The 26,017-nt window shown below is 44.4% G+C and carries 21 protein-coding genes; 15 read left to right on the plus strand and 6 right to left on the minus strand.

All coding sequences use genetic code 11. The features are described 5' to 3' along the window. Nucleotides 1-5: 5 nt before the first annotated feature. From F9K33_01655 to F9K33_01710, 12 genes are all read left to right on the plus strand, one after another. Nucleotides 6-3,374, plus strand: a complete 3,369-nt coding sequence (locus F9K33_01655; protein ID KAB2881202.1) for an AAA domain-containing protein — start codon at nucleotides 6-8, stop codon at nucleotides 3,372-3,374. 40 nt (nucleotides 3,375-3,414) lie between these two features. Continuing rightward, nucleotides 3,415-4,881, plus strand: coding sequence for an NADH-quinone oxidoreductase subunit N (locus F9K33_01660; GenBank protein ID KAB2881203.1), 1,467 nt, complete (start codon nucleotides 3,415-3,417; stop codon nucleotides 4,879-4,881). Nucleotides 4,882-4,962: 81 nt separating this feature from the next. Further along, nucleotides 4,963-5,976, plus strand: coding sequence for a D-alanine--D-alanine ligase (locus F9K33_01665; GenBank protein ID KAB2881204.1), 1,014 nt, complete (start codon nucleotides 4,963-4,965; stop codon nucleotides 5,974-5,976). Between the two features lie 37 nt (nucleotides 5,977-6,013). Beyond that, nucleotides 6,014-6,799: a hypothetical protein gene (locus F9K33_01670; GenBank protein ID KAB2881205.1), complete on the plus strand. Its 786-nt coding sequence runs from the start codon at nucleotides 6,014-6,016 to the stop codon at nucleotides 6,797-6,799. 27 nt (nucleotides 6,800-6,826) lie between these two features. After that, nucleotides 6,827-7,387: a DUF3592 domain-containing protein gene (locus tag F9K33_01675; protein ID KAB2881206.1), complete on the plus strand. Its 561-nt coding sequence runs from the start codon at nucleotides 6,827-6,829 to the stop codon at nucleotides 7,385-7,387. A gap of 124 nt (nucleotides 7,388-7,511) precedes the next feature. Beyond that, nucleotides 7,512-9,614, plus strand: a complete 2,103-nt coding sequence (fusA, locus tag F9K33_01680) for an elongation factor G (GenBank protein ID KAB2881207.1) — start codon at nucleotides 7,512-7,514, stop codon at nucleotides 9,612-9,614. A gap of 65 nt (nucleotides 9,615-9,679) precedes the next feature. Then, complete coding sequence (locus F9K33_01685; GenBank protein ID KAB2881208.1) at nucleotides 9,680-10,816, plus strand: hypothetical protein; 1,137 nt, start codon at nucleotides 9,680-9,682, stop codon at nucleotides 10,814-10,816. A gap of 179 nt (nucleotides 10,817-10,995) precedes the next feature. Then, nucleotides 10,996-11,910, plus strand: coding sequence for a glutaminase A (gene glsA, locus F9K33_01690; protein KAB2881209.1), 915 nt, complete (start codon nucleotides 10,996-10,998; stop codon nucleotides 11,908-11,910). Nucleotides 11,911-11,955: 45 nt separating this feature from the next. Then, nucleotides 11,956-13,329, plus strand: coding sequence for an MBL fold metallo-hydrolase (locus F9K33_01695; GenBank protein KAB2881210.1), 1,374 nt, complete (start codon nucleotides 11,956-11,958; stop codon nucleotides 13,327-13,329). A 411-nt stretch (nucleotides 13,330-13,740) separates the two neighbouring features. Further along, nucleotides 13,741-14,691, plus strand: coding sequence for an RluA family pseudouridine synthase (locus F9K33_01700; protein KAB2881211.1), 951 nt, complete (start codon nucleotides 13,741-13,743; stop codon nucleotides 14,689-14,691). A 141-nt stretch (nucleotides 14,692-14,832) separates the two neighbouring features. Then, the gene (locus F9K33_01705; GenBank protein KAB2881212.1) at nucleotides 14,833-17,538 is read left to right on the plus strand and encodes a tandem-95 repeat protein; all 2,706 of its coding nucleotides are present in this window, start codon (nucleotides 14,833-14,835) and stop codon (nucleotides 17,536-17,538) included. 56 nt (nucleotides 17,539-17,594) lie between these two features. Further along, the gene (locus F9K33_01710; protein ID KAB2881213.1) at nucleotides 17,595-18,161 is read left to right on the plus strand and encodes a hypothetical protein; all 567 of its coding nucleotides are present in this window, start codon (nucleotides 17,595-17,597) and stop codon (nucleotides 18,159-18,161) included. 6 nt (nucleotides 18,162-18,167) lie between these two features. Here F9K33_01710 and F9K33_01715 read toward each other — a convergent pair whose 3' ends face one another. From F9K33_01715 to F9K33_01740, 6 genes are all read right to left on the minus strand, one after another. Further along, on the minus strand, nucleotides 18,168-18,635 hold the full coding sequence (locus F9K33_01715) for a hypothetical protein (GenBank protein ID KAB2881214.1): 468 nt from the start codon (nucleotides 18,633-18,635) through the stop codon (nucleotides 18,168-18,170). Then, nucleotides 18,635-19,231, minus strand: a complete 597-nt coding sequence (locus F9K33_01720) for a hypothetical protein (protein ID KAB2881215.1) — start codon at nucleotides 19,229-19,231, stop codon at nucleotides 18,635-18,637. Before F9K33_01720 ends, F9K33_01715 begins: the two co-directional genes overlap by 1 nt. Beyond that, complete coding sequence (locus F9K33_01725; GenBank protein ID KAB2881216.1) at nucleotides 19,228-20,298, minus strand: class I fructose-bisphosphate aldolase; 1,071 nt, start codon at nucleotides 20,296-20,298, stop codon at nucleotides 19,228-19,230. The genes F9K33_01720 and F9K33_01725 overlap by 4 nt, the downstream gene beginning before the upstream one ends. 78 nt (nucleotides 20,299-20,376) lie before the next feature. Continuing rightward, nucleotides 20,377-21,633: an exodeoxyribonuclease VII large subunit gene (locus tag F9K33_01730; GenBank protein ID KAB2881217.1), complete on the minus strand. Its 1,257-nt coding sequence runs from the start codon at nucleotides 21,631-21,633 to the stop codon at nucleotides 20,377-20,379. A gap of 20 nt (nucleotides 21,634-21,653) precedes the next feature. Further along, complete coding sequence (locus tag F9K33_01735; protein ID KAB2881218.1) at nucleotides 21,654-22,337, minus strand: hypothetical protein; 684 nt, start codon at nucleotides 22,335-22,337, stop codon at nucleotides 21,654-21,656. Beyond that, the gene (locus F9K33_01740; protein ID KAB2881219.1) at nucleotides 22,324-23,007 is read right to left on the minus strand and encodes an outer membrane lipoprotein carrier protein LolA; all 684 of its coding nucleotides are present in this window, start codon (nucleotides 23,005-23,007) and stop codon (nucleotides 22,324-22,326) included. The genes F9K33_01735 and F9K33_01740 overlap by 14 nt, the downstream gene beginning before the upstream one ends. A gap of 257 nt (nucleotides 23,008-23,264) precedes the next feature. Here F9K33_01740 and F9K33_01745 point away from each other — a divergent pair, with 257 nt between their 5' ends. The 3 genes from F9K33_01745 to F9K33_01755 are packed head-to-tail and all read left to right on the plus strand — an operon-like array spanning nucleotide 23,265 to nucleotide 25,856. Next, the gene (locus tag F9K33_01745; GenBank protein ID KAB2881220.1) at nucleotides 23,265-23,720 is read left to right on the plus strand and encodes a PaaI family thioesterase; all 456 of its coding nucleotides are present in this window, start codon (nucleotides 23,265-23,267) and stop codon (nucleotides 23,718-23,720) included. 43 nt (nucleotides 23,721-23,763) lie between these two features. After that, complete coding sequence (locus F9K33_01750) at nucleotides 23,764-24,750, plus strand: prenyltransferase (GenBank protein ID KAB2881221.1); 987 nt, start codon at nucleotides 23,764-23,766, stop codon at nucleotides 24,748-24,750. Nucleotides 24,751-24,761: 11 nt separating this feature from the next. Continuing rightward, nucleotides 24,762-25,856 (plus strand): VWA domain-containing protein, encoded by a 1,095-nt coding sequence (locus F9K33_01755; GenBank protein ID KAB2881222.1) that lies wholly within the window; start codon nucleotides 24,762-24,764, stop codon nucleotides 25,854-25,856. Nucleotides 25,857-26,017 lie beyond the last annotated feature (161 nt).

Genomic DNA, 26,017 nt, shown 5'->3' on the forward strand with positions numbered 1-26,017 from the left:
ACGCATTGCCGGAAAAACATCACATACTCTGCCCCAATTGTGCAAAGACGACCACACTTGATCAGGGCGTTTGTCCGTTTTGCCGTTATACTTTTGCTGCGGATATAAAAAAATTTATTTCCTTATATAGCGATGTCATCGACAACGGCTTAGATGTTACGTCTGACCAGATCTTGAAATTAGTGCAGGCACAGCGTTTCGAAGATGCGTCGTATCTCATTCAGACATTATTTGAAAAAGCGTATATGCATGACGCCGATTTTAGGAAAATCGCATTTGCACTTCATGACCGGCATAAAGATGCATTGGCGTTAATTTGTTCCGAAAAAGCGCTTCAGATAAACCCGCAAGACCCGTGGAATCACCACTGTGCCGCGCAGTGTTATGGCGAGGTCGGCATACTCGAGAAAGCCGTAAAATACGGACAGGAAGCCGTTCAACTTTCGCCTAACGAACCGAGACACCACACGCTGCTCGCCGATATATTTGATAAACAAAATCAGTACACTGCTTCAGCGAAAGAATATATGCATGCGATTGCTCTAAACGATATGTATGAAAAAGATTTTGACAACATCATCGACGACGCCGTCGATGTCGCCCAGGTGGAGGCGTATTATATCGAACTTCAGAATAGTTATCCAAATTCTGTGTCCATTTACCATGCTATGGGTAATCTGTATCTCGCCAAACTTCATTTTGAAAAAGCCGAGGAGTGTTACAAGAAGGCTTTGACCGTAAAACCCAACCAACCTGTTTTGCTGAATAAACTGGCAGATGTATATCAGAGGGAAAACAAAACGGATTTGGCGCTGGTCGAATATAAGAAAGCTCTCGCTATCGATGGAAAAAATATAGAAAGCTTAAGAAGCCTTGGAAAACTGTACAAGGAAAAGGGCAATTGGGCTGAAGCGCTTACCTATTTTGAGAAAATTCTAAAACTTAATTCGAGAGACAGCAACGCCGCGTATGAAACTAAGGAAATGTACCGAAAACTGAATAATTCGCAGAAAGCAATCGAGGTAATGAAAGAGTACCAGAAAGCGGATGTCAGTTATTTTAACTGGGCCATGCATCATATTTTTGAAATTCTATATTACGATCTGAAGGACGATTTACAGCTCAGCGAGCTGGTGGAAAAAACCTATCCTAACAAAGTCAACGATTCATTCGTCTACGACTACTATGGATACAGCCTGATGAACCTTGGACGAATGGAAGAAGCGGTTAAATCTTTTGAACGATTCGTTGAACTTGAACCGAAGAATGCGCGTGTCATGCGTGAATTAGGGCGGGTTTTCTGCGATCTTCAAAAATACCAGGATGCGATCGATGTATTAACGAAATCGTTTGCGATTGAAAGTAAGAATTCGTACGGATTTTATTATCTCGCGCTGGCCTATCATAAATTAGGTAAAGACGACATTGCCAAAAGGACACTGGAAGACGGAAAGCAATTCGATCCGAATTATAAATGGTTTGATGATTTGCTCTTTGAAATTGATCCGAACTATCAGTCCGCTCAGACGTCACATGAAAAGGCGGCTCAAGACACAAGTACGTCTACTTCAACGGGTGTTTTAGGTGAATCGGTCATTGCCGGTATGCCTAATTTTCTTCGCGATCTGACGCAATTGGCCGGCGAAGGTAAGATCGATAATATATTTGGGCGGGAAACGGAGTTACGTGAACTGATCGAGGTCTTGTGCCGCCGGAGTAAGGCTAATCCGCTGATCGTCGGCCAGCCCGGTGTCGGTAAAACCGTGCTGGTCAATGGTTTGGCGCATCTTCTCGCCAAAGGAGAAGTGCCCGATATTCTCAGGCAATACCGATTACTGGAACTTGAAGTATTTGCCGTCGTGGCCGGCACGCGTTACGTAGGAACGCTTGAACAAAAATTTATGCAGCTGGCGCAATTTTGTCGCTCCAATAAAGTGATCATTTTTATCGATGAGCTGCACACCATGATGGGAGCGGGTTCATACAGTTCACATGAAACGGGCGGGCTTGATGAAATGTTCAAACCGTTGATGACCCAGCCGGATTTTAAATTAATCGGCGCGACCACGGATGAAGAATATCAGAAAAACATTGCAAAGAGCGGCGCCTTTGACCGGCGCTTCACGCGCATTACGGTATTTGAGCCCGGCAAAGACGAAACGATGAAAATCATTGAATCGCTTCGGGGCAAACTCGAGCCGTTTTATCATGTTACTATCAGCGAGAGAATGCTGCGAACCGTCGTGGACCTGTCAGAAAAATACGTTAAGAACAGATTTTTTCCTGACAAGGCCTGCGATATTCTTGAACGCTCAGCTATTAAAGCAAGCCTGGCCCGCCCGCATAACAGCTTGGAAACACTGGCCGTTGGTGAAAAGCATATCGTTCAAGCCGTGTCTCAAGTCACGCGCATTCCGGAAAGTAATATACAAATTGAAGCCATGGGCGGGATGGCATCTTTGGAAGACCGCCTGCGCTCGCGTGTAATCGGACAGGAGGATGCAGTAGTTAAAGTTGCGGAAGTAGTGCGCATGACCAAAAGCGGTCTGGATATTAATCCCGACCGTCCTGACGGCGTGTTTCTGTTTGTAGGGCCGACGGGCGTTGGGAAAACGGAACTTGCCAAAGCCCTGGCGGAAGCGCTGGAGGGAAGCGAAAAACGTTTGGTGCGAATTGACATGTCGGAATATAATGACCAGTACGCTTTGTCTAAATTAATCGGAACGGCGCCGGGTTTTGTAGGGTACGAAGACGAAGGGCGTTTAACCAAAGCCGTTCGTGAAGATCCTTCTGCAGTGATTCTTCTGGACGAAATTGAGAAAGCGCATCCGAAAATATACGAAGCTTTCCTGCAGGTTTTTGACGACGGGCGCATGACAGACGGAAAAGGGCAGACTATTTCTTTTTCCCACTCCACGATCGTCATGACGTCCAATCTCGGCGCGGAACATATTTACGGCAAGGTCAAACTCGGGTTCACCGGTGGAAACGTCGATGAAAACGCAGAGATCAAAGAAGCGATTACGGAATCGCTGCGCAAACATTTCACACCGGAATTTCTTAACCGCGTCGATGAAACCATATTCTTTAAATCTCTTGATGAAAACGTGTTGCAGCTTATCGCGCGCCAGAAAATAGAAATGATAATAAAACGGTTTGAAGAAAAAGAGATACGCATTCACATCGACGATGAAGTCGTCGGATTATGTGTCAGAAATTTGGACATACGGCGCGAAGGCGCGCGTGGATTAAACCGCTCTATGGAAGAGACGATCTCACGACCGTTGTCTAGGGTGATGATCGAAAACCCGACGTGCAGGGCGTATACGATCAAGCGGCACGAAAATGAAGTGCTTATTTTACGCGGAGCGTAAATATTTTAAATCTGTAATAACTTAAATTCTTGGAGGACTTGTGGAAATAATTATACCCGATACAAACATGATGGCAATATTGCCTCAGATCATACTGTGCATCGGCGCGTGTCTCGTTCTGCTGCTCGGCGTTTTTGCGCATGGTATGAGAAAATGGATAGGTTACATATCTTTTTTTACATGTATGCTGGCCCTGATCAGCGTATTCATGTCCTGGGACATGAATATTACGGCATTCAGCGGAATGATCACTATTAATTATTTTACAAACGCATTCTCCGCAATCATTCTAATGAGTTCCGCGCTGATCTGCCTCGTCACCCGTGACGATGTGGATGAACATAAGATCGGCGAATTCTTCTCGATAGCGTTGATGTCCACCATGGGTATGCTGGTCATGGCTTCAAGCCTCAATCTCATGGTGATTTTTCTCGGTCTGGAGATCATGTCCATAGGACTCTACGTCATGATCAGTTTGAATCGCGCACGCATTCGATCGCTCGAGGCCGGAATGAAATACTTCCTGCTCGGGGCATTTTCATCTGGATTTTTTCTATATGGAATTTCTCTGACATACGGCGCCACCGGCAGTTTTGATCTTGCGCGGATAGCGCAATATTTGCAGACCAACAATTTACTCGGCGATCCGCTTATGATGGCCGGTTTAGGTTTGCTCCTGATCGGATTCGGATTTAAAGTTGCGCTGGTTCCTTTTCACATGTGGTCGCCCGATGTATATCAGGGATCTCCCGCGCCGATCACGGCTTTCATCGCCACCGGCCCAAAAGCCGCGGCCTTTGCAGCATTCGCACGGGTTTTCATAGATACGTTCGGCGGGTTGCATTTGGATTGGTCCAATGTGCTTTTCTGGATTTGTATTCTGAGTATGGTTGGCGGAAATCTTATGGCGTTAATCCAAACCGATATTAAACGTATGCTTGCGTTTTCAAGTATTTCGCATGCCGGGTATATTATCATGGCGATCATCGCAGGGCCTGTACTAATGACAAGCGATCCAACCGCGGCGCCGGCATCCATTATCTATTATGTGATGGTTTATGCTCTGACCAATATCACTGCGTTTACGATCATCCATGTTTTCGAAAGCCGTGAGGGTAAGAATCTCAAAGTAGACGACTTTGCCGGCTTTGGATTTCGTTATCCGCTATTAGCCGTCAGCATGTCCATCTCTATGTTGTCCATGGCAGGATTTCCGTTGACCGGCGGCTTCATCGGAAAATTCCAGGTTTTTTCAGCAGCCGTAGATGCGGGGTATGTGGTGCTGACGATCATCGCCGTTATCACGACGGTCATTTCGGTGTATTACTATCTCGGCGTTATGGTTAAGATGTATTTCAGCGATGCGGAGCAGGAACTGGAAGATATTTATGTTTCAAAAAGTACCTGGGCAACCATCCTTATAACGAGTACAGGATTGATTTTACTGGGAGTAATTCCTTCTATTCTCGCTGATGTTGTTAAAGGATTATTCCATCTTATTTTATAATCGGCAATACTGTGAAAGCGATACCCGTTAGTTCTTGCCGAATGGTGAGAACTAATTTTTTATCTACCTACGAAAGTTAAAATGAACGTCGCAGTAATTTTAGGCGGGACATCCAGCGAGCGCAATGTTTCTCTTGCCTCTGGAACGGCAATCGCCAAGGCGTTGAAACAGAGCGGCCATGATGTCATTCTTCTCGATCCTGCTTTTGGAAAAAACCAGAAGCTTCAACCTTTCACGCAAGTTGGCGTGACGCCGCCGGAACAAACAGAACTGGATCGTCTTCCGGCAGAGCAAGGGAAAGCGCTATTTGATCTTGTTGAAATTATTTTATCCAAGAAAATCGATATTGTATTCAATGCCTTGCACGGCGGCATTGGGGAGAACGGGATTATCCAATCAATATTTGAAGCGGCGAAGATCAATTATACCGGATCCGGCGTGATGGCGAGCGCATTGGCGATGAATAAAGTCACATCTAAATATATATTTCAATCATGCGACGTACCGACACCGCCGTTTTTATTTTTTAAAAAAAGTACGGAGTGGACAATAGTTCGCAAGGCCATCGTCTCGGCATTTCAATTTCCGATCGTTATAAAACCTAACGAGGAAGGCTCGACCGTTGGCTTGAGTATTGTGAAAGATGAAGAAGCCTTGGGCGCGGCGTGGGACAAAGCGATACATTACGGGCATGTATTGGTCGAAAAATATATAGCCGGTCGCGAACTGACCGTTGCAGTTCTCGGCGATCAGGCTTTGCCGGTAATTGAAATCATTCCTGAAGGCGGATTTTATGATTACGAACATAAATATACCAAAGGCAAAACCAGCTATGTTTGTCCTGCGGATGTTACAAAGGCCATTTCTGAAAACGCAAAGAGTTTTGCCGTGAAGGCTTTTGAAGGATTGGGATGTAAAGCGTACGCCAGAGTCGATTTTCGATTGAGCGAGAATAACGAACTATACTGTCTTGAAGTCAATACCTTGCCGGGCATGACCGAGACCAGCCTCGTGCCTAAAGCGGCCAGGGCGAATGGGATGGAGTTTGAAGAATTAATACAAAACATTGTCACATTTTCATTAACCAAAAATTAGACATTCAAATGTTACATTAATAATTCAGGGGAGTCAGATTATGTCTTACAAAAACATCCTATTCGAAATCAAAAACAAGATCGCCTATATCACGATCAACCGCCCGGATAAATTAAATGCGCTTAATTCGGAGACGTTCAACGAATTACACGACGCATTCATCAAAGCGAATGAAGATCAAGGCGTAGTCGGAGTCATCCTAACCGGTAGCGGTGAAAAAGCGTTTGTTGCGGGCGCGGATATTACGGAACTGGCTGTGCAGACACCGGTCACGGCAAAAGAGTTTGCTCTACGCAGCGAGGTTGTTCTGTGTTATATCGAACGCATGAGCAAACCGGTGATCGCGGCGGTGAACGGCTTTGCGCTGGGCGGCGGGTGTGAACTTACCATGGCGTGCCACATGCGCGTTGCTTCGGAGAGTGCAAAGTTCGGCCAGCCCGAAGTCAATCTCGGGCTGATCGCAGGAAACGGCGGCACGCAGCGTCTGCCGAGACTAGTTGGTAAAGGGCGCGCGATCGAACTTCTCTGCACGGGCGACATGATCTCCGCTGAAGAAGCGTATCGAATCGGGTTGGCAAATAAAATTACAAAAAAAGAAGAACTGATTTTAACCTGCGAAAAAGTATTGAACACGATCGCCTCCAAAGCGCCCGTGGCGGTGAAGCTGACGCTGGAGGCGGTGCAAAGCGGCATGGAAATGACTTTAGCCGAAGGGTTGAATTTTGAGGCGAACTTATTCGGTCTCGTTTTCTCGACAGATGATATGAAAGAAGGAACGAAAGCGTTTATCGAAAAAAGGAAAGCGGATTTCAAAGGGAAATAGCAATAAACCTAAGCTGAAAGATTTGTTTTGAATGTAAATATTGTCATTATATCCTTCGTTACGGTTCTTGCTGTGATCGTATCTGTCATCACAAAAAGAATTAATATCGAATGGGCGCTAAAGGCGTGGGTCAAATTGGTTTTTGTTTTCATGGCAGGGATTGGAGCCGCAATCATCATTATGGAAAGCCGCGGCATTGATCAATTTCTCGAGATGAGAGAATGGCCGACCGTCGAAGCAAAAATAACTTCGTCGCGGGTCGAAGGACGAAGAGCATTTCATCCGGAAATTATTTATGAATATACGGTCAGCGGTGAAACATATACCGGAACAACCGATATGGGCGTCCCGGGATTTGGAACTAAAGCCAACCGACTAAACGTTGCGTCAACGAATGTTGTTCACAATCCCGTAGGCAAAATAATTACCGTACATTACGATCCGCAAAACCCCTCTTTCTCGCAATTACGAATTGTTCCGACCTATACGGCGTTCATTTTATTATCAGTTGCTTCGATGTTATTCGGCACGGGTTTGTGGGGAGTATTTTCTGCTTTTATAAAGAAAAAGCAGAAAATAGGTTATTGATTTTTAGCAAAAGCTTGTATAGATTTTCATAGTTATTCTGAGAAATCTACATGCAGTAAACATCCTGCCTTTCATTTACAAGCGTCGATTTCAATCTACATAATATCTTATACGGAGATTCAATATGAAAACGTTTACACCCGACAAGATCCGAAATATTTGTCTTGCTTCACACGGCGGCACCGGAAAAACGACGTTAGCCGAATCGATACTTTTTGTAACCGGAACCAAAAAACGATTTGGAACAGTGGATGAAGGAAGCACCGCCAGCGATTATAATGCAGATGAGATTGAAAGAAAATTTTCCATTAATACCTCTTTGATGCATTGCGAATGGAACGGGCACAAGATCAATATTCTGGATACCCCGGGTTATGCCGATTTTAGAGGCGAAGTGAAAGGCGCGATGAGAGTAGCGGACATGGTGATCATTCCTGTCAGAGCAACGGCTTTGCTTGACGTGGGAACGGAGGTGGCCTGGGACTATGCCGCAGAATACAATATTCCGGTGATGTTCGTTGTAAATGAACTGGACAAAGAAAATTCAAATTTCGATAAGACGTTTGATGTGATCGTCGAGCGATTTGGAGGCGAGCGTCATTTTGTTGAAATCGGATTCCCGGTTGGCGAAGGGCGGCCGGACTTTAACAAAATATTTGACACGATCAAAACTCAATTACTCAAATTCGAACTCGACAAATCCGGTAATTACGAAGCGCTTGACGTACCCGCGGAATTCAAAGAGCGTATGAGCAAAATGCATGAAATTCTGATCGAAGATGCCGCCGAGAGCGAAGAAAAATTCATGGAAGACTATTTTGCAACGGGTACCCTTACGGATGAGGAATTCAAAACAGGTCTGCGCGAAGGTATTTTAGCAAGAAAAATCATTCCTGTTTTCTGCACGGACGGCATTAATTCCGTAGGCATTAAGCCACTTCTTGATTTTATTGTCGATTACGGGCCGTCACCCGTTGATATGCCGGTTGCCAAGGGCCTCGGGCCCAATGGCGCATCACAAACCCGCGAATGTAAAACGGATGCTCCGTTCTCAGCATTCGTATTCAAAACGATCAGCGAACCGCATGTCGGTGAAATGTCGTTGTTTCGCGTATATTCCGGAACGGTTAAGACCGGCGATGACGTAATGAATTCCACCCGCAATGTGATGGAACGAATCGGTCAAGTGTTTCTTCTGAACGGAAAGGAACGACTGGATGTAGGACAGGTCAGCGCAGGCGATATTGCAGCCCTGGTGAAAATGAAAGACACTCACACCAACAATTCACTGAGCGACAAAAACAAATTAGTAAGGTACGAGGAGATCAATTTTCCGGATCCGATCATCACGTTTGCTATCGTGCCGCGCGGTAAAGCCGATGAAACGAAGATCAGCACGGGTTTGCACGCCATTCACGAAGAAGATCCCGCATTTCACTATACGTACGACGTCGAAACTCTGCAGAGTATTGTCAGCGGACAGGGCGAAATGCATTTAACCATTATTACCCAGCGACTAAAAGATCGGTTTGGCGTGGAAGTCGATTTGGTCGATGCGCGCATTCCTTTTAAAGAAACCATTCGCGGCCACGTTAAAGACGCAGAATTCAAGCATAAAAAACAATCCGGCGGCCGTGGTCAATACGGACATGTCCATCTAAAAATAGATCCGAAGCCCAGAGGAACAGGATTTGAATTTGTGAATGATATCGTCGGCGGCGTTGTGCCCGGACGATTCATTCCGGCGGTGGAAAAGGGCGTTCACGATGCTCTCGTAAACGGCGTTATCGCGGGGTATCCGGTGATCGACGTTCAAGTCACGCTGTTTGACGGCTCGTACCACGACGTGGATTCAGACGAACTATCCTTCAAGATAGCAGGCGCTCAAGCTTTCCGGAAAGGTTTTAGAGAAGCTCATCCTATTATGTTGGAACCGATTTATGAACTCGAGGTGAAAATTCCTGAAGAGTATATGGGCGCCATCATGGGCGATCTTTCCGGGCGACGAGGGCAAATTCAAGGTATGGAAGCGGACGGCCATTTCCAGATTGTAAAGGCAACGGTGCCATTAGCTGAAATTCAAAAATACGCGACCGTCCTGCGTTCCATGACCAGCGGGCGCGGCGGATTCAGAAAAAAATTTTCGCATTATGCGGAACTGCCGCATGAGATCGCGCACAAGATCATTTTGGAGTATGAAGAACGGAAAGCCGCCGGAGAAAAATAAATTTCTTGCATTGCTTTAAACCTGATGGTATCTTTTAGTAACACCGTCACTATTTGGAGTAATGAATGAGGCATACGCTGCCGCAGCTTAGACTTCCCATTGTCCGTTATTATATGGTTCATTTCTACACCAATTCGCGTGTGGACGGAACTCCCCATCGTAATATTTTTGCTTCTTTTGCTCAAACCGAATATTCGCAGGTTCTGCTGACGGAAATGTCTTTCTTTAACAAGCAGGACGTCAAGAACACACAGAAATTTAACAGCCGGCAATCCATTCATATTGAGGATTTTGAGACGATCGCCAACATGACGATCAAACTGGATACGCAATCCTTTCTTGAAGTGGTCGTTCTTGAATACAGAGAATTACCGCCTAATATCATCATTGCCGACCTGTCTGAGGAGATCATCGAATCGTTCGAAATCATATATTTGTTTTATAAAGGCGCTATTTATCCGGGTATTCACAAACTCGACATGATGATTGACACAGGCGTCATCGCGATGATCCCGCTGCGTGAGGTTCTCACGCGCGCGATCCCTGACAAACTGAAAGTGAACATACTGGCTGAATATCAGTTAATGAGTTTTGACCGCGATCCGAATGATTTTATCGATTTTAATCTCATTTGGTTTCTCGGCAAAATGGACCTCGAAAGCGTTGACAAATTTCTGCAGGAGGAAGAACTGCGTATGCAAGACCGGTATAGCGATTCCATGGAACCTTACGAGGAAAGCGAAGACGAAGAATCTGAGGAAGAAGAGGGATCTGATTTTGGCGAACGGGATTCACAGGAAGAACTGCAGAACGGCTTTAATACTTTAAATGAACATGATCAGACGATCAAACTGGCTCTGGAAAATGAGCTAAAGAAATTTTATTTGAACGAAGACGATTTTTTCACGCGGGTTGTCGGCGTGCGGCATTATGATTTTAATGTTTACGATCTGCCGGAAGGAACGCGCGTCGTATTGATACCTGAGCCGCACAATCAGCACGATATGTATGCCGTATCGGTCAAAACCAACGAAGGGAAAATGATTGGTTATCTAAAGCGGGAACTTTCCGAGATCATGTACCAAGAAATACAAAAAGGGGTGTTGTACCGCGCCACGATCGTAAAAGTTTTACCCGAAGCCGTTGACAGCAACAGCCGTGTGCACCTGCTCATCGAGAAAGTTATGTATCATTTCAATTAGTCATGTGTTTTGGCTGTTTGCCCACAGAACACACATAATAACACAGAAAAAATTCAAACCGCATACAGGAAAATGCCGGTAAAAGAAAATAATCTCTTTCGCGTTTTCGTTGGCTGGTGATTTTTAACAAGTCATTTAAATCCGGTTCGATTTTTTCCTGCCTCCATTTACAAAAATCCATGCAACAGTTATTGGAACAAGCAATCCGTTATGCGAAGCCTTTTTTAGAGCAGGGTAAATTAGCTGATTATATTCCTGCATTACTCCGCGCAAACCCGCAGCATCTTGGTGTTTCTATCACAACTATGGATGGGAAACAACACAGCGCAGGCGATACAGACGAGCCGTTTTCCATTCAAAGTATTTCAAAAATTTTATCGCTGATTTATGTTCTGAATGAACGAGGCAAAGAGAAAGTTCTGGAAAAAGTCGGCGTTGAGCCCAGCGGCAATCCATTTTATTCACTGGTGCAGTTAGAATACGAATCAGGCAAACCGCGCAACCCATTGATCAATGCGGGCGCTATTGCAATCACGGGACTGATGGCCGGCAATTCAGCGCAGGAAAAATCGGCCGGCTTGATACAATTTTTGAATAATATTGTAGACGAATCAGACTACAAAATAAATCAGGAAATATATCGCTCGGAGTTCGAAACCAGCCACCGCAATCGCGCCGTAGGTTATTTTATGAAACACTTCGGTATGATCGACGGAGAAGTTGAAGCCGCTGTGGATGCTTATTTTCAGCAATGCTCGATCGAAATGACCTGCGCGCAATTGTCACGATTGTCGCTTTTTTTCGCGGGCGGCGGAACCGATCCGATCAGTCATAAAAAAGTAACGGATCCGGAAAATGTAAAATGGGTTCACGCCCTGATGGCGATGTGCGGATTGTATGATGCGTCGGGGGAATTTGCCTGCACGGTCGGATTGCCAGGAAAAAGCGGCGTTGGCGGCGGAATTGTGGCCATTGTGCCGGGGAAGATGTCGATTTCGGTATTTGGCCCGGCGCTGGATGGAAAAGGAAACAGCATCGGCGGTTTGAAAATATTGGAATTTTTATCGAGAGAACTACGCTTATCGTTATTCTAACCACATTTTATTTATCAGTAGATCACCTCTTTCAATTAATCACACATGAAATTTCTATCCATCGGCGGCGGAAAATTCATCGGCGCAAATTCCCACTATCTGGAAATTGACGGCATGGGATTACTTCTGGATACCGGCCTGGATCCTCATCTGGACGGAATAGGAAGTATGCCGCGATTTGATCTCATCCAAAACAAGATTGTGGATGCAGTATTTGTTTCGCATTGCCACCATGACCACGTGGGCTCATTACCTCTTGCTATCAGGAATTTTCCACATGCCCGGGTGTACATGAGTTATGTGTCGAGTTTTCTGTATACCACACTTTTGCATAATGCAGTTTCTGTCATGAATATTCTTAAGCATGAGAAAAATATAACTGAATATCCGCTCTATACGCATGACGATGTAGATATCATATCGTTTATTATTCAGGGAATGAAATTTGAAAAAGTGTTTAAACTCTTCGGGCACAACAATCCGCTCGATGGAATTGACTGCAGTTGGCATCATGCGGGCCATACACTCGGCGCGGGGAGCCTTTATATTCATGCCAAGCAGGGGAGGGTCTTTTTCACCGGTGATATTTGCGCGTCGAATCAATTCCTGATTCAGGGCGCCCATTATCCAAAAAAGCCTATAGACATTCTGATTGCAGAATGCACGATGGGAGCCAACGAAGAAACGGAAACGATCAAACGTAAGAACGAGATCAGCAAATTCACAAAAATACTGAACGAAACTTTTAATAAACGCGGATCGGTTTTGATTCCCGCCTTTGCGCTGGGTAAAACTCAGGAAATGTTATGGCTGGTCAATAACCTCAAAAAGAGAAAACTCATACCGGATGTTGATATTTTCGTTTCGGGCCTAGGCAGAGCGGTTTCCAGAATCTATGATCTGACAAGCGAACACGCCTGCCGCATCGACGATGATTTCTTTTTTGATGACATGGAATTTTCCGTGATTGATTCGCGCGACCTGCTCAAGGAGGGACTGTGGGTCAAGCGTCCGTCGGTGATCATCGCCAGTTCCGGTATGATGATCGAAAACACACCGTCGTATTGGCTTGCGTATAAAATGATGCGTGAAGCGCGTCATACGATATGTTTTGTTGGGTATACGAGTGAAGATTCACCGTCACGGGTGGTATTGGAAAGTAAACGTAACTCAAAGATCACTTTGTCGGGAATACAGGAATCAGTTGATCGAAATTGCCGAGTGGAACGCATTCACTTCAGTGGCCATTCCAACAGGACGGAGATATTACAGATGGTACAAACTTTAAATCCGTCTAAACTCGTTCTGGTACACGCGGGAAACGAAGAAGCTTTGGCTTGGACAGTGGAGAAGGTTCGGGAGGATCAGCCAAAGATGGAGATAATATGTCCTGAGGTAGGGAAGGAATACGATCTTTAATCGATCTGCATTAGTCATAAAAAAATTTATAGTACCTATAACAGGATGAATGTGTTACTTTCTTTGCTTTGATGCAAAGAAAGTAACCAAAGAAAAATCAAGGCTGTAAGAAAACCACCTGAATCCGAGTTGCAAATTTGGTTGCGAAAAACAAACTCGCCCTCTTGCGAGGGCTCAAACAAGTTTTTCGCTAATATTATTTACAAACTCGGATTCCAGACGGCGGTTTTCTTAAGGCCGTTAAATCCCTGAAAACTAGATAATATTTGTGAAAAACAGAATGCAAGGTAAGTTTAAATAACCGTATATTTGATTCTATGTTAGAACTTTGATAAGTTATTACCGTGATAAACAATATGTATAAACCGAGACATTTCTCAGCGCCTTTGCGTCTCTGCGATTAAATCTACTATGCGTCAACATCAGATCATAGTTGCCGGCAATCAGCGAGCCGAAAGGCTTGACGCTTTTATTTCCCGTCAGATCGTGAATCTTTCGCGCTCACGCGTTCAGCAATTACTTGATCAGGCGATGATCGTCGTCAATCAAAAATCCGTCCCGAAATCCTACAAAATCAGGCCGCATGATGTCATCGATATCACATTGCCGATTCCAGAAAAAGTTGAAATGGAAGCCGAAAACATTCCGCTCAATATAGTGTTTGAGGATGCCGATATTCTGGTTGTGAATAAACCGGCCGGCATGGTCGTTCATCCGGCTTATTCCAACTGGACCGGAACGATGGTCAACGCGCTTTTGCATCATGTTCAGGACCTGTCGGGAATCAACGGCGAGTTACGTCCGGGCATCGTACATCGCATTGACAAAGATACCAGCGGCCTTCTTCTGGTTGCAAAACATGATAAAGAGCACCGCTTTTTGAGTAATCTTTTCAAGACCCACACGATTGAGCGTGAATACTGGACGATCGTGTGGGGCAAACTCAAGAAGAAAAAGGGTACGGTCGAAACTTTGATTGGCCGCAGTCCGAAAGACCGAAAAAAGTTTGCTGTAGTGAAGGAAGGAAAAACAGCCATAACGCATTACGAACTCATCGCGACGTATGATTTTTTATCCCTGGTGAAACTGCACCTGGAAACCGGGCGCACGCATCAGATCAGGGTTCATATGGCACACCTCGGGCATCCTGTCTTCGGCGACAAAACGTACGGGGGTGATAATCCGAACCTTGCCGGAACTGATAAAAAGAAAAAACAAGCACTGAAAGTATTGGAACTCATGCCGCGCCAGGCTTTGCATGCAAAAACGCTGGGATTTATTCATCCGACCACCAGGAAAAAAGTCACGTTTGACTCGGAACTGCCGGAGGATTTTAAACTTGTAATTAGACAACTTGAGTAGTTCAGGGCTTTTATGACGGACAAATAATTATCGTTGTTAAAAAACACTAAATTGATATGAATTATCAATCAAAACATACGCCGAATTGTATAATATAGTTCGTAAAGATAGTTATAATAGCCAAGGTGCAAAAACAAAAATATGATGAATCCCCTACTTCTGACTCTTGGTTTGTCTGCCATGATATCGGTATCTGCTATGGATTCCGCTTTGATTTCCAATCCACTGCCCGTTGCCAGTCCGCCGACAGTAAGTACTGAATTACAAGATACAGTATTAGACAAGAATTTTGGCTCTGTTTTCATATCCTATCTGTTCGATAATTTTACAAAACCAGGCGGCTTTCCTCCTTCACCGCCTTCACCGTTCAGCGTTACTGCTTTAATGCCAGGCATTATACCATTCATTTCCAATGACAGCCTGTACCTGATAGATTCTTTGAATTTCGTCGGAACCGTATTAATTCGAGTTACAGCCAGCGATGGAATTGATTCTGTCGCGGACACTTTTCAGGTTGTTGTAAGGGAAACGGCTCCGTCAGTCAATCACGCAATTTCGGACACGTCATTTATGGAAGATGCGGGCAGTGTAACCATAGCAGAGAATCTCGATTCTGTTTTTCAGGATGCTGACTCACCGGAACTTTTCTATTCAGTCATTGTTGTCGGAAACGGCATTACTTCTGAGATCATCAATGACAAGCTCTTGCAGATTACGACCAAACCCGATTCGTTCGGCGTATATCAACTGATCGTGACGGCTACCGATGAACTGTCTCAGTCAGTCAGCGACACGGCGATGATCACTATCATTCCGGTGAATGATCCGCCGCGCATGGTTGTCCAACTGCCAGATGGATCAATCGGTGAAGACTTCGGAAAACTATTTATTGCAAAGATGGCAAATATATTTCGGGATCCAGATAATGACCTGTTAAATTTCTCAACTTCTACATCGATTCCAGCTAAACTCGCTTCATTGGTATCGGGAGACAGTTTATATGTCATATCAGTGAAGGACTCCAACGGCGTGGTGGACGTATATGTTTCCGCAACGGATCCTTCAATTGAAACAGCCCGTGATACTTTCAGGTTGACAGTCAATCCGATCAGCGATCCACCGCATGTATTTCAACAACTGCCGGACACAACCTTTTCGCAGGACTTTGGAAGGGCGTACGTGGCTAAACTTGAAAACTATTTCAAAGATATTGATAATGCCGTGTTGATCTATTCCGCTTACTCGCTGTCTGACGGAGTTTTTTCTGAGATATCAAATGATAGTTTGTATTTGAATAGCCAATCTTACTTTTTTGGAAATGTTCAAATTGTTGTGGATGCATCGGACGGAGACGGGTCCATTACAGATACATTTTCTGTGACCATAACTAATATCAACGACGCTCCGGTCAACTTGAATATTTTTACAGAACTGACGATTCCTGAAGACACAACCGCATTCTTGATTGGCGATATGAAAGATAATTTCATAGATCCCGACAATGACCCGGTAGATTTCATCGCCCAAAGTTCAGATAGTTCCAGGCTATCAGTATGGATATCCAACGACAGCCTTTATGCCGTTCCGGAAAAAGATTCTTCAGGCGTAGTTCAACTATTTTTATCGGCAACCGATACGTTCTCTGCCGTGACGCGCGACACTTTTCTAATTACTATAAATCCTGTGAATGATCCGCCGCGAGTTATGTCGGCAATTCGTGACACATCGCTGTTGCAAAATTTCGGTAAAGTATTTATCCGTACATTATCTTCGGTTTTCATAGATATTGACAGTCCGTCGCTAACCTATACGGTGGATAGTTTATCATCTGGCGTTTCACGTCAAATTTCTTCAGACAGTTTGTATATCAAAAGTATACCGGGCTTCTTTGGCGTAATAAATTTCAAAGTAACGGCAAGCGATGGAAGCTTGTCCGTATCGGATACGTTTAAAGTCATTGTTAACGATATTACCGGCCCGCAGGCCTTCGTCAATGCTTTGGCATCGCCGGTATTAAATGTTGTTCGGTTCGTAGCGGGCGCAGACGAAAATCTCAGCGCGCTATCGCTCACGGCCAATAGCGTTCTCGTTACGATGACCAAACAGGGCAGCGTTTATTTTGGTGATTATAATCTCACGTCAGCAGGAAACCTTGTTGTATCGGTGTCGGCAACCGATGTATCAGGGAATCAGGACACGGTCAATCGGCAATACCAGGTTTCTTTGCTTAACAAACCGGCCTCATTCGGGAAGTACCATTTCACGGGTTCAACCGGCGGCTACCTACTGGTAAGCAATGGCGAAAATGTCGCTGCACCGTCGGGCTGGATTAGATACGGCGACAATATTGAGGTAATCATCACAGGACTTCAAACAAACTTACAAATTGCCGCAACGTATGAAAGTTCACTATCGATAGATGATGAACCAAAAATCGGATTGTATGAATTGGTCAACGGGGAATGGAATTATCTCGGTGGAGAAGGCCTCGGCGGCAAAGTGGTTACGCAAGTGCAAAAGGGCGGACAATATGCCGTTTTCTATAATCCCGACCACGTGGTAATTCCGCGTGAATTTATTCTAAGTCAGAATTATCCTAATCCGTTTAACCCGTCTACGACGATCCGGTATGACATTCCGGTCGAATCGCGCGTGACGATCAAGATCTATAATTTGCTCGGGCAGGAAGTAAAAACATTAGTCAACGGCGTAAAAGGAATAGGGCGTTATGAAATTCAATGGAACGGAAGAAATGAATTAGGTAACAGTGTTGCAAGCGGCATTTATTTATATCGCCTGCAGACAAATAAATTTGTCCAAACTAGAAAAATGGTGCTTATAAAATGATCGAACGCAGATCCTTAACAAAATAGTTAATCAACAATCTAATAGCGAAAGTCCGTATGAAAATAAATGCTCTTTGGTTTATCATGTTAACTGCATTTTGGATCAACGGTTGCCCCAATGGCAGTAAGAAAGACGTGAGCCTGACACAGGCAAAGAATGTTTTTAAAAGCGGTGATTATGAAGCCGCTCTCGTTTTATACGAAGATCTGATCGAGACGGAAGGCTCTGCTGCGCGTATCGGGGCCGCGTGGTGTTATATCCGGTTAAATGATTATGCAACGGCGAATACCTATTTCTCGTTATCGGCTGACGATTCTTTGGTGGACGGATATGCAGGGTGGACTTTTACGGCGTGGGCGGCGAATAGTCCGCAGGTGGCAATTGAAAGGGCAAATTTTGTTCTGAGAAAAAACGCTGCCTACGCGCTTTCTTTAGATTCACGAGTTAACGCAAATCATTTAATTTGGATTCAGGCAAGCAGCTACTTTCAGTTGGGAAACTATACGGCGAGTGTGGAAAAAATTAAATTACTCGACGCCTCTTTTAATCCGAACCTAAACGCAGAGAATATTAGTCAGTTGATTGCAGAAAAATTGCAGGTTCTGGGGGCCGTGCATTTTTGATATTGGCTATTTTTTCGGAAACAGCAGGCGTACGTCAATATTGGCTTCATCTACATCGTAGCAGTCTTTATCGCAGTAATCATCAGTATCAACCGACAAATCGTCTCCATCGATCGCGATCACCGTGTCTCCGTCTTTTTGTATATATTTCGCGACTACGGAATAATACTGATCTACAGGCAATTCATAGGTTGCGCCCGAGCCGGTCAGCGTATCGAGGAGGACAAGGTCATTCTTCTCAAAGTCCCCTCTGAAAACAGCTATCGGAACCTGTAAATTCTTTCCGTTGATTGTGGAGCGAATAATTACCTGCCCGGTCGTCGGCCTGACGTCGACGCAGCCGAACGGCGCCGGCTCGCAATCTTCGTCGTTGTCAGTCCAAAAGTCACATCCATTTATGACCGCCGCTAATAAAACAAACAAAAAAAGTCCGTCTGTCAAAACAGTTTTTCTAATATGATAATAGATTGTCATTATAGCTGACCTCCGATAGCGAGATAGATGCGATGGCCTGCGCTGGTTCTATTATCAACGTATTGATAGCCGGAACGGAGAAAAACAAAACGTGAGAACTTATAAGAAAATCCCGCATTGATCACAGGCGTAAGGCCTTCTTTTTTTTCTATTTGATGTCCCTCCCACACGCCTTCGCCGGTTCCGCTGTAATCTACGAAAGTAACACCCAATCCGGCCGACAGAAAAGCATCCATTCGATTATTGATCCACCATTTTTTGTCAAGTCCTGTTGCAATGATAAAACGGTATTCTTTTAATTGAAAAAAATAGTGGGGCTCGGATTTTACCAAGACGGCTTTTTTGTAGGGGCGGCCATAGAAAGATCCAAAAGCGCCGAGAAATTTGTCTCCGTTGACGGAATATCGGTACGTTATGCCGAGAGACAGATCGCCGTCATCAAGGACACCGAACGGCATTTCGAAATAGGCGGAATGCTTATGACTCTTTTCGTACGTCATGGCTCCGCCGCGGTCGAACTGAGCTTTGGCCGTAGAAGAAAAAATGAGAAAAAAAAGCAGGAACGAAAAGGTTTTATTCAAGATGCGTGTTATCATGCGACTGTAATTTCTTTTTCTAAATAAACATCCTGGATCGTATTAAGTAATTTGACTCCCTCGGTCATTGGTTTCTGAAACGCCTTACGTCCGGAGATCAGGCCCATACCACCCGCGCGCTTATTGATCACGGCCGTTTTGACGGCCTCGGCCATATCGCTCGCGCCTTTGGATTCTCCGCCGGAATTGATAAGACCTGCGCGGCCCATATAACAATTAGCTACCTGATACCGTGTGAGATCGATCGGATGTTCGGTGGTCAGTTCAGTATAAATTTTTTCGCTGGTCTTGCCGTACGGATTATCCTTTGACGAAATGGCCTTATATCCGCCGTTATTCGTCGGTAATTTTTGTTTTATGATATCCGCTTGTATGGTCACGCCGAGATGATTCGCCTGTCCGGTTAGATCGGCGGAAGTATGATAATCTTTTTCAGCCGTCTTGAAGGCATTGTTGCGCGTGTAACACCAAAGAATGGTTGCCATCCCGAGTTCATGTGCGTATGAAAAGGCTTCACTCACCTCCTGAATTTGCCGCGTAGATTCTGCCGAGCCAAAATAGATAGTTGCTCCGACGGCCGCGGCGCCCATATCCCAGCACTGTTTCACGGACCCAAACATGATCTGGTCGTATTTATTGGGGTAGCTAAGGAATTCATTATGATTAATTTTAACGACAAACGGGATCTTGTGCGCATATTTGCGCGCGCAGGAACCCAACACACCGAATGTGGAAGCCACAGCATTACAGCCGCCTTCGATGGCGAGCTTAACAATATTTTCAGAATCAAAATATATCGGATTGGGAGCAAAGGATGATCCCGCCGAGTGTTCAATTCCCTGATCTACAGGAAGAATGGACAAATACCCTGATCCGGCAAGGCGTCCGTTATTGAAAAGCGCTTGAAGATTTCGCAATACCTGCGGATTACGGTCGCTGTCTTTCCAAATGAGGTCAACAAAATTGGGCCCAGGAATATGTAATTGGTCTTTTGAAATACCTTTGCATTGGTGTTTAAGCAGGTGATCGGCGTCAGAGCCCATCAAATCCAGTAGATTTTTTAGCATGATAATTACCTCAGTTTATTTTAAAAGTACATCTGTTTTTTTTATACGCAGCTAATGTAAAGAAAAAAGCATGTTTCTTCAACGACTAATTTTTTTGATTTCGACCTCGGATTTGCCGTCGTAAAATTCAATCACAGCAGGTTCTTTTTCTGCAAGTTCGCGCAAGCTCTGGACAACCTTATTGTGCTGATGGGTGATGGTGTAGCCTCTTTGCAGCGTATTTCTAGGATTTAATGTGCGGAGCTGATCTTCAAAATGCTTTAGGTTTTGGCCGTATAATCTTATGTGATGAATTACCTGCCGCGACATTCGCCGTTCCAGGCCGTCCGCCTGCTGGCGGTATTGTTCGACGATATTTTCAGGACGCCGGAACGCATAACGTTCTTCATAATGTTTAAGCCGGTCACGGTAATATCCGATCGTGTTTTCAATATTCTGAATGAGTGTGTACCGAAGGTTTGCTAATTGCTGTTCAACTTCCGATTTATCCGGCACGGCAATTTCAGCCGCGGCGGACGGCGTTGCGGCGCGTACGTCGGCAACAAAGTCCGCAATTGTAAAATCTATTTCATGCCCCACAGCGCTAATGGTAGGAATGGAGCAATGGTAGATAGCCCTTGCTACTTTTTCATCGTTAAAAGCCCACAAATCTTCGATCGATCCGCCACCGCGTCCGATAATAAGCACATCGACATTATTGTAACTATCAAAATCTTTGATGGCGCGAACGATCTCTTCAACTGCGCCGTCCCCCTGAACCTTGACGGGCGAAAGGATGAGTTGAACCGATGGCATTCGCCGTCGGCACACACTTACAATATCGCGAATAGCCGCCCCGGTTGGTGAACTGATAATGCCGACGGTCTCAGGAAACCCTGGAATTGGTTTTTTATGCTTTTCGCTGAACAGGCCTTCAGCAAATAGTTTTTTCTTTAATTGTTCAAACGCTAATTGTAATTCTCCGATACCTTCCGGCTGAATGTCCAACACCGTGATCTGATAATACCCGCCTTTTTCGTACAAGGACAATTTTCCCCGGACTAAGAATTTCATGCCTTCATTAAGTGAAAAGGTCATTTGTTGTGCCTGGGATCGCCAGATAACGCATTTGATCTGAGCCAGTTCATCCTTGAGCGTAAAATAAATATGGCCGGATGAGTGGCGGGTGAGATTGGAGGCTTCACCGCGAACGACCAGTGAGGGAAAACTTTCTTCTATGAGAAACTTAATGTGGCGGGTGATTTCAACGACAGAATAAATCTTAATTTCTGAAGAGTCGGGTTCATCATCGTCTTTAGTCTGCCGTGGCGATGATGAAAAAAGATCCATGGTCATGAGCTAATACTTTCTTTGGATCACTTCCATTTGAATAGGATGGAGCATCCTAAATTTACAAAAAGACCGTTGATCTCCGAAGAGGAACTGCTGCGAAAAGGGGAGCCCATGATACCGGCTCCGATTTGGGGTTTAATAGCGTATCGATCAGAGAGCTTAAACTTGTAGCCTGCGATAAGGAAAACGGAAAAAGTTTTTAAATTTCCGGACTTATTATTAACAATGATCGCGCTGTCGGGCGTAACTTCTTCTATCGATGAAGCAATGCCCTTCTTAAAATAATAATTTCCCGAAGCACCAACCGCCCAATAGGGTCCTTCTTTGTAGCTGTTTATATAGTTGTTGAGCACAACAGCGCCGCCAACGCCATTAATCCATTGCGTTTTCAAACGCGCCGTAATTTCATCCGATTCGATTTTACTGTAACGCGAAGCAAATCCTCCGATGAGTGAAAACGTGCTTTTCGACGAACTGCCCGTTTTATTTTTCATCGTCATTTCCCATTCAATGCCGGATATGTTGTTAAACTGCACAACGGGTCCGATGAAATGCTGGGTTTTGAAATTTGACGGCTGTGCCGGCGTTCTTTTTTTTCTTACCTGCGCCTGCGTCGAATCGGCTGCGAATACTATTAATAAAACGAACAAGACATATTTCAAAGCAGACTCCATTCTTCCGGTATTGGTTGTGTTACTTATTTTCATATTTTTTTAATTGATAACCTTTCGGCATTTCCTGTTTAAACACCTCGTCTTTAATTTTTCCGTTAACTTTGAGATCTGTAAATTCCCAAATCGTGATATCCCCGTCGTTTTCATAGAGCTCTGCGCCATACGGGAGCCACAGATCGTCACGAACATAGATGACAATTTTCTCAAGCTTATTGTAGAGCTTGCTGTTTTTCAAGGGCGTCATTTGCATTCGATAGGAACCGAATTTTTTTTGAATCTCTCTGGCTGAAACCTTGATGTCAAACGTGTTATCCAGGCCGTCTAATGAGCCCCCAAATCCCATAATATATTGGCTGAAATTCAGTTCTTTTTCATTAGTAACGGTAACGCTTTTATTTTTGTGATTTATGATCCAGATTTCATTATTATTAATGATGTATTGATTTTCATCATTGGAGGATGGATCCAGAACATATTTACCCGGTTTCATGTAAAAGAAATCAGCTTTGCTGACCACTTCTTTTTCCATGAAAGAAGAAATTTTACGTTGTTTCATTTTCGCCTGGAGTGTTGCGGTGGTCTCGTTGGCCGACTTCATGTTCTTCATCACGTGTTTTTTTTCTTCGTCGCCGGCTCGGGCCGGTTTGGAAGCTCCTAAGACCAAGGCTGTAATTACAAAATACATTATACAGGAACGAAACATATTGTTAACTTTCTTTTTTTGTACGAAATAACCTGACCTGCTCTACGTTTATTTACTCATAATGTTACGGCGGAACCCGCTTTTTATATACCGCCGAGCCGTAGCGAGTAAATCTTTTCTTTTGCGAAAGTAGCACATTTTTGTTTTTTAATCAACATATAAAACCACGATGTATCCGGCGTTTTAAGGTGTTGAATTACATGGATGAAACGTCTAAGTTAATCCACCATTAAAACTAAACCGCTAAGACGGATGACATGCAAATGAAAAAGGAATTTGAGCCCATATCTGATGAACTTCGGGAACAATTAAGCGAGCGTCTGAAACACAGCAACGTGAACAAACTTTTTGGTTATGCGATCGAAGATATTAAAAAGGATTACTGCAATTTATCGTTGGCTTACAGTGATGTTATTACGAACGGACAGAAAAGCAGAGGCACGATTCATGGGGGAATTGTGGCAGCGCTTGTAGATACGGCAGCTGCATTTGCGTTGTCAACCGGTTTTGACGGACAGATGAGTTTTGCGACCGTCGATTTGCACATAAATTTTCTTCATCGTGCACAAAGCAAGGTCTATGCTCATGCAAAAGTTATTCGAAAAGGTTCGCGGCTCAATGTATGCGACGTCGATGTGCTGGACGAAAACGGAAAACACGTTGCCAAAGCGAGCGTAAATTTTATTCTAACCAAACGAATCGAAGGAAAGTAATTTAGTCACCGATTAATAATTAAATCGGCGATTAAGATACGTTATGCAATTCCAACTTCCTCCAATCAAAGCATGGTTTATGATCTTCCGCATTTTAGCGGTGGTGGTTTGGGCTGTGATGACGGTTCTTCTCAGTTCGGCGGTCGTGTTTTATGAAACGGGAAGGATTGATTGGATTAATTTCTTTCTGGTACTGGCTATTGCATCAATCACACAAGGTTTTCCGGCACACATTATTAACGAGATATTCGATTGGAAAAGCGGCGCCGACCGGTACAGAAAAATTGGCGAAAAATCGGGCGGAAGCAAAGTGATCAAATCAGGCCTTGCGACCATTCCACAGCTTTGGGTGATGTTTGTCCTTACATCGGCAATAAGTTTTGCGCTTGTAATTGTATTGTATATGCGTACAGATCCACGAAGTTTATGGTTTTTTGGGGTTGGGTACCTTGTTTGTATTTTTTATACTCTGCCTCCTCTGAGTTTCGCATACCGGCCATTTGCGGGGGAATGGCTGGGCGGGTTTGCAGGCATTTTGCTGAATATGACGGGGAATTATTTTGTACAAACCGGTACCGTATCGCCGACGATTTTAGTTTTTTCTATGACGATAGGAATGGTCTATATTGCGATCATGATGTTATTCCATTATCTTGATTATGAAAGCGACCGGCATGCGATTCCGATAAAACGAACAACCATAGTGTTCTTAGGACTGCAACGGAGCAAGATGTATGTGCTAATTTTATTAGCGGCCTCGACCGTATTGTCAGTGGTAATGGCCCTGCAGGTAAGCGTTATATTCACTATGGTAACGCTGAGTAATATCAGCCAATTTGTTTTTCAATTACGTTGCGATCCGTCGGATGCGGAGTCTATAATAAAAACAGGGAAATGGCTTACGCTTGAAATGATCACATTTGCAATTCTTTTTTCAATAGTGGTCAACCCCATTTTTGGATGGGCGACATTTCCGGTGGTGTTGAGTTTTTATCTGCACAAAAAATTCGGTAAACTGAGAACGGTTTAAAAGGAAGTCGTATGGAGTTTCAGTATTCACAATGGCGTGATGATTTTATAAAGAAGAACATGAAGTTTGAGGATATCCTCAAGCTGTTTAATCAATTGCTCATTCATACGGATGGCGATGTGAACGAGGCTTTGCATTGGCTGACGGAACTGGATAAGCAGTACAAATTGTTCTCGGATGAGTTTGGTTTCGATGATTTTCTGCAACGATTAAAGGACGAAGGTTATATCGAAGATCGGGCGGGGGAAGCTCCGGTTTTAACGCCAAAGGGCGAGAAAAAAATTCGTCAGGACTCTCTGGACGAAATTTTTTCTTCTCTCAAAAAATCGCCGACGGGTATGCATGAAACAACACATACCGGGCAAGGTGTGGAACGTCTGAGCGAAACCAAGCCCTATCAATACGGCGATCCGCCATCGAACATAGATTTTGTAGCAACCATCAGCAATGCGATGAAACACAGCGGCGAGGATGATATCGATTTACGCGAAGACGATTTTGAAGTATATGAAACGGAACACATGACGTCCTGCGCTACCGTTTTGGCTATTGACATCAGCCATAGCATGATCCTGTACGGCGAAGATCGAATCACGCCGGCCAAGAAAGTTGCAATGGCGCTGATAGAACTCATATTGACACGTTATCCCAAAGACAGTCTGGATGTGATCACGTTCGGCGACGAGGCCTCGGTTATTGATCTGGAAGATATTCCGTATATTCAGGTCGGGCCGTTTCATACGAATACCAAAGAAGGGTTGCAACTCGCGCGGCAGTTATTGCGAAAACATCGTAATAAAAATAAACAGATTTTTATGATCACGGACGGGAAACCGTCGTGCATACGCGAGGAAGGCGTTTTGTATAAGAACCCGTACGGCCTGGACCGGAAGATCATCAATCAGACTCTGCACGAAGCCGCCCAATGCCGCAAAGACGGCGTGGTCATTTCAACTTTTATGATCGCGGACGATCCCTATTTAACGCGATTTGTTGATACCCTAACCAAAACCAACAAAGGGCGGGCTTTTTATGCCGGCCTGAACGATCTGGGGCAGTATATATTCGTGGATTACATCAGGAATCGCAGGAAGAATTTAAGATAAAACCTAACTGACCCAATTGGGTTAGCTCTTACGCACAGCGCCATCCAACATTTTCTCCTCCTAAATTGTTGTAACTTTTTCACTCAATTTCGTATATTATCCGGTCTTGACCCGTCTGTTAGACTTGTCGTAAATTCACATTATAATTTTGAGAGGGAATC

The organism is bacterium (genome assembly GCA_008933615.1).
Classification (GTDB): Bacteria; CLD3; CLD3; order SB21; family SB21; genus SB21.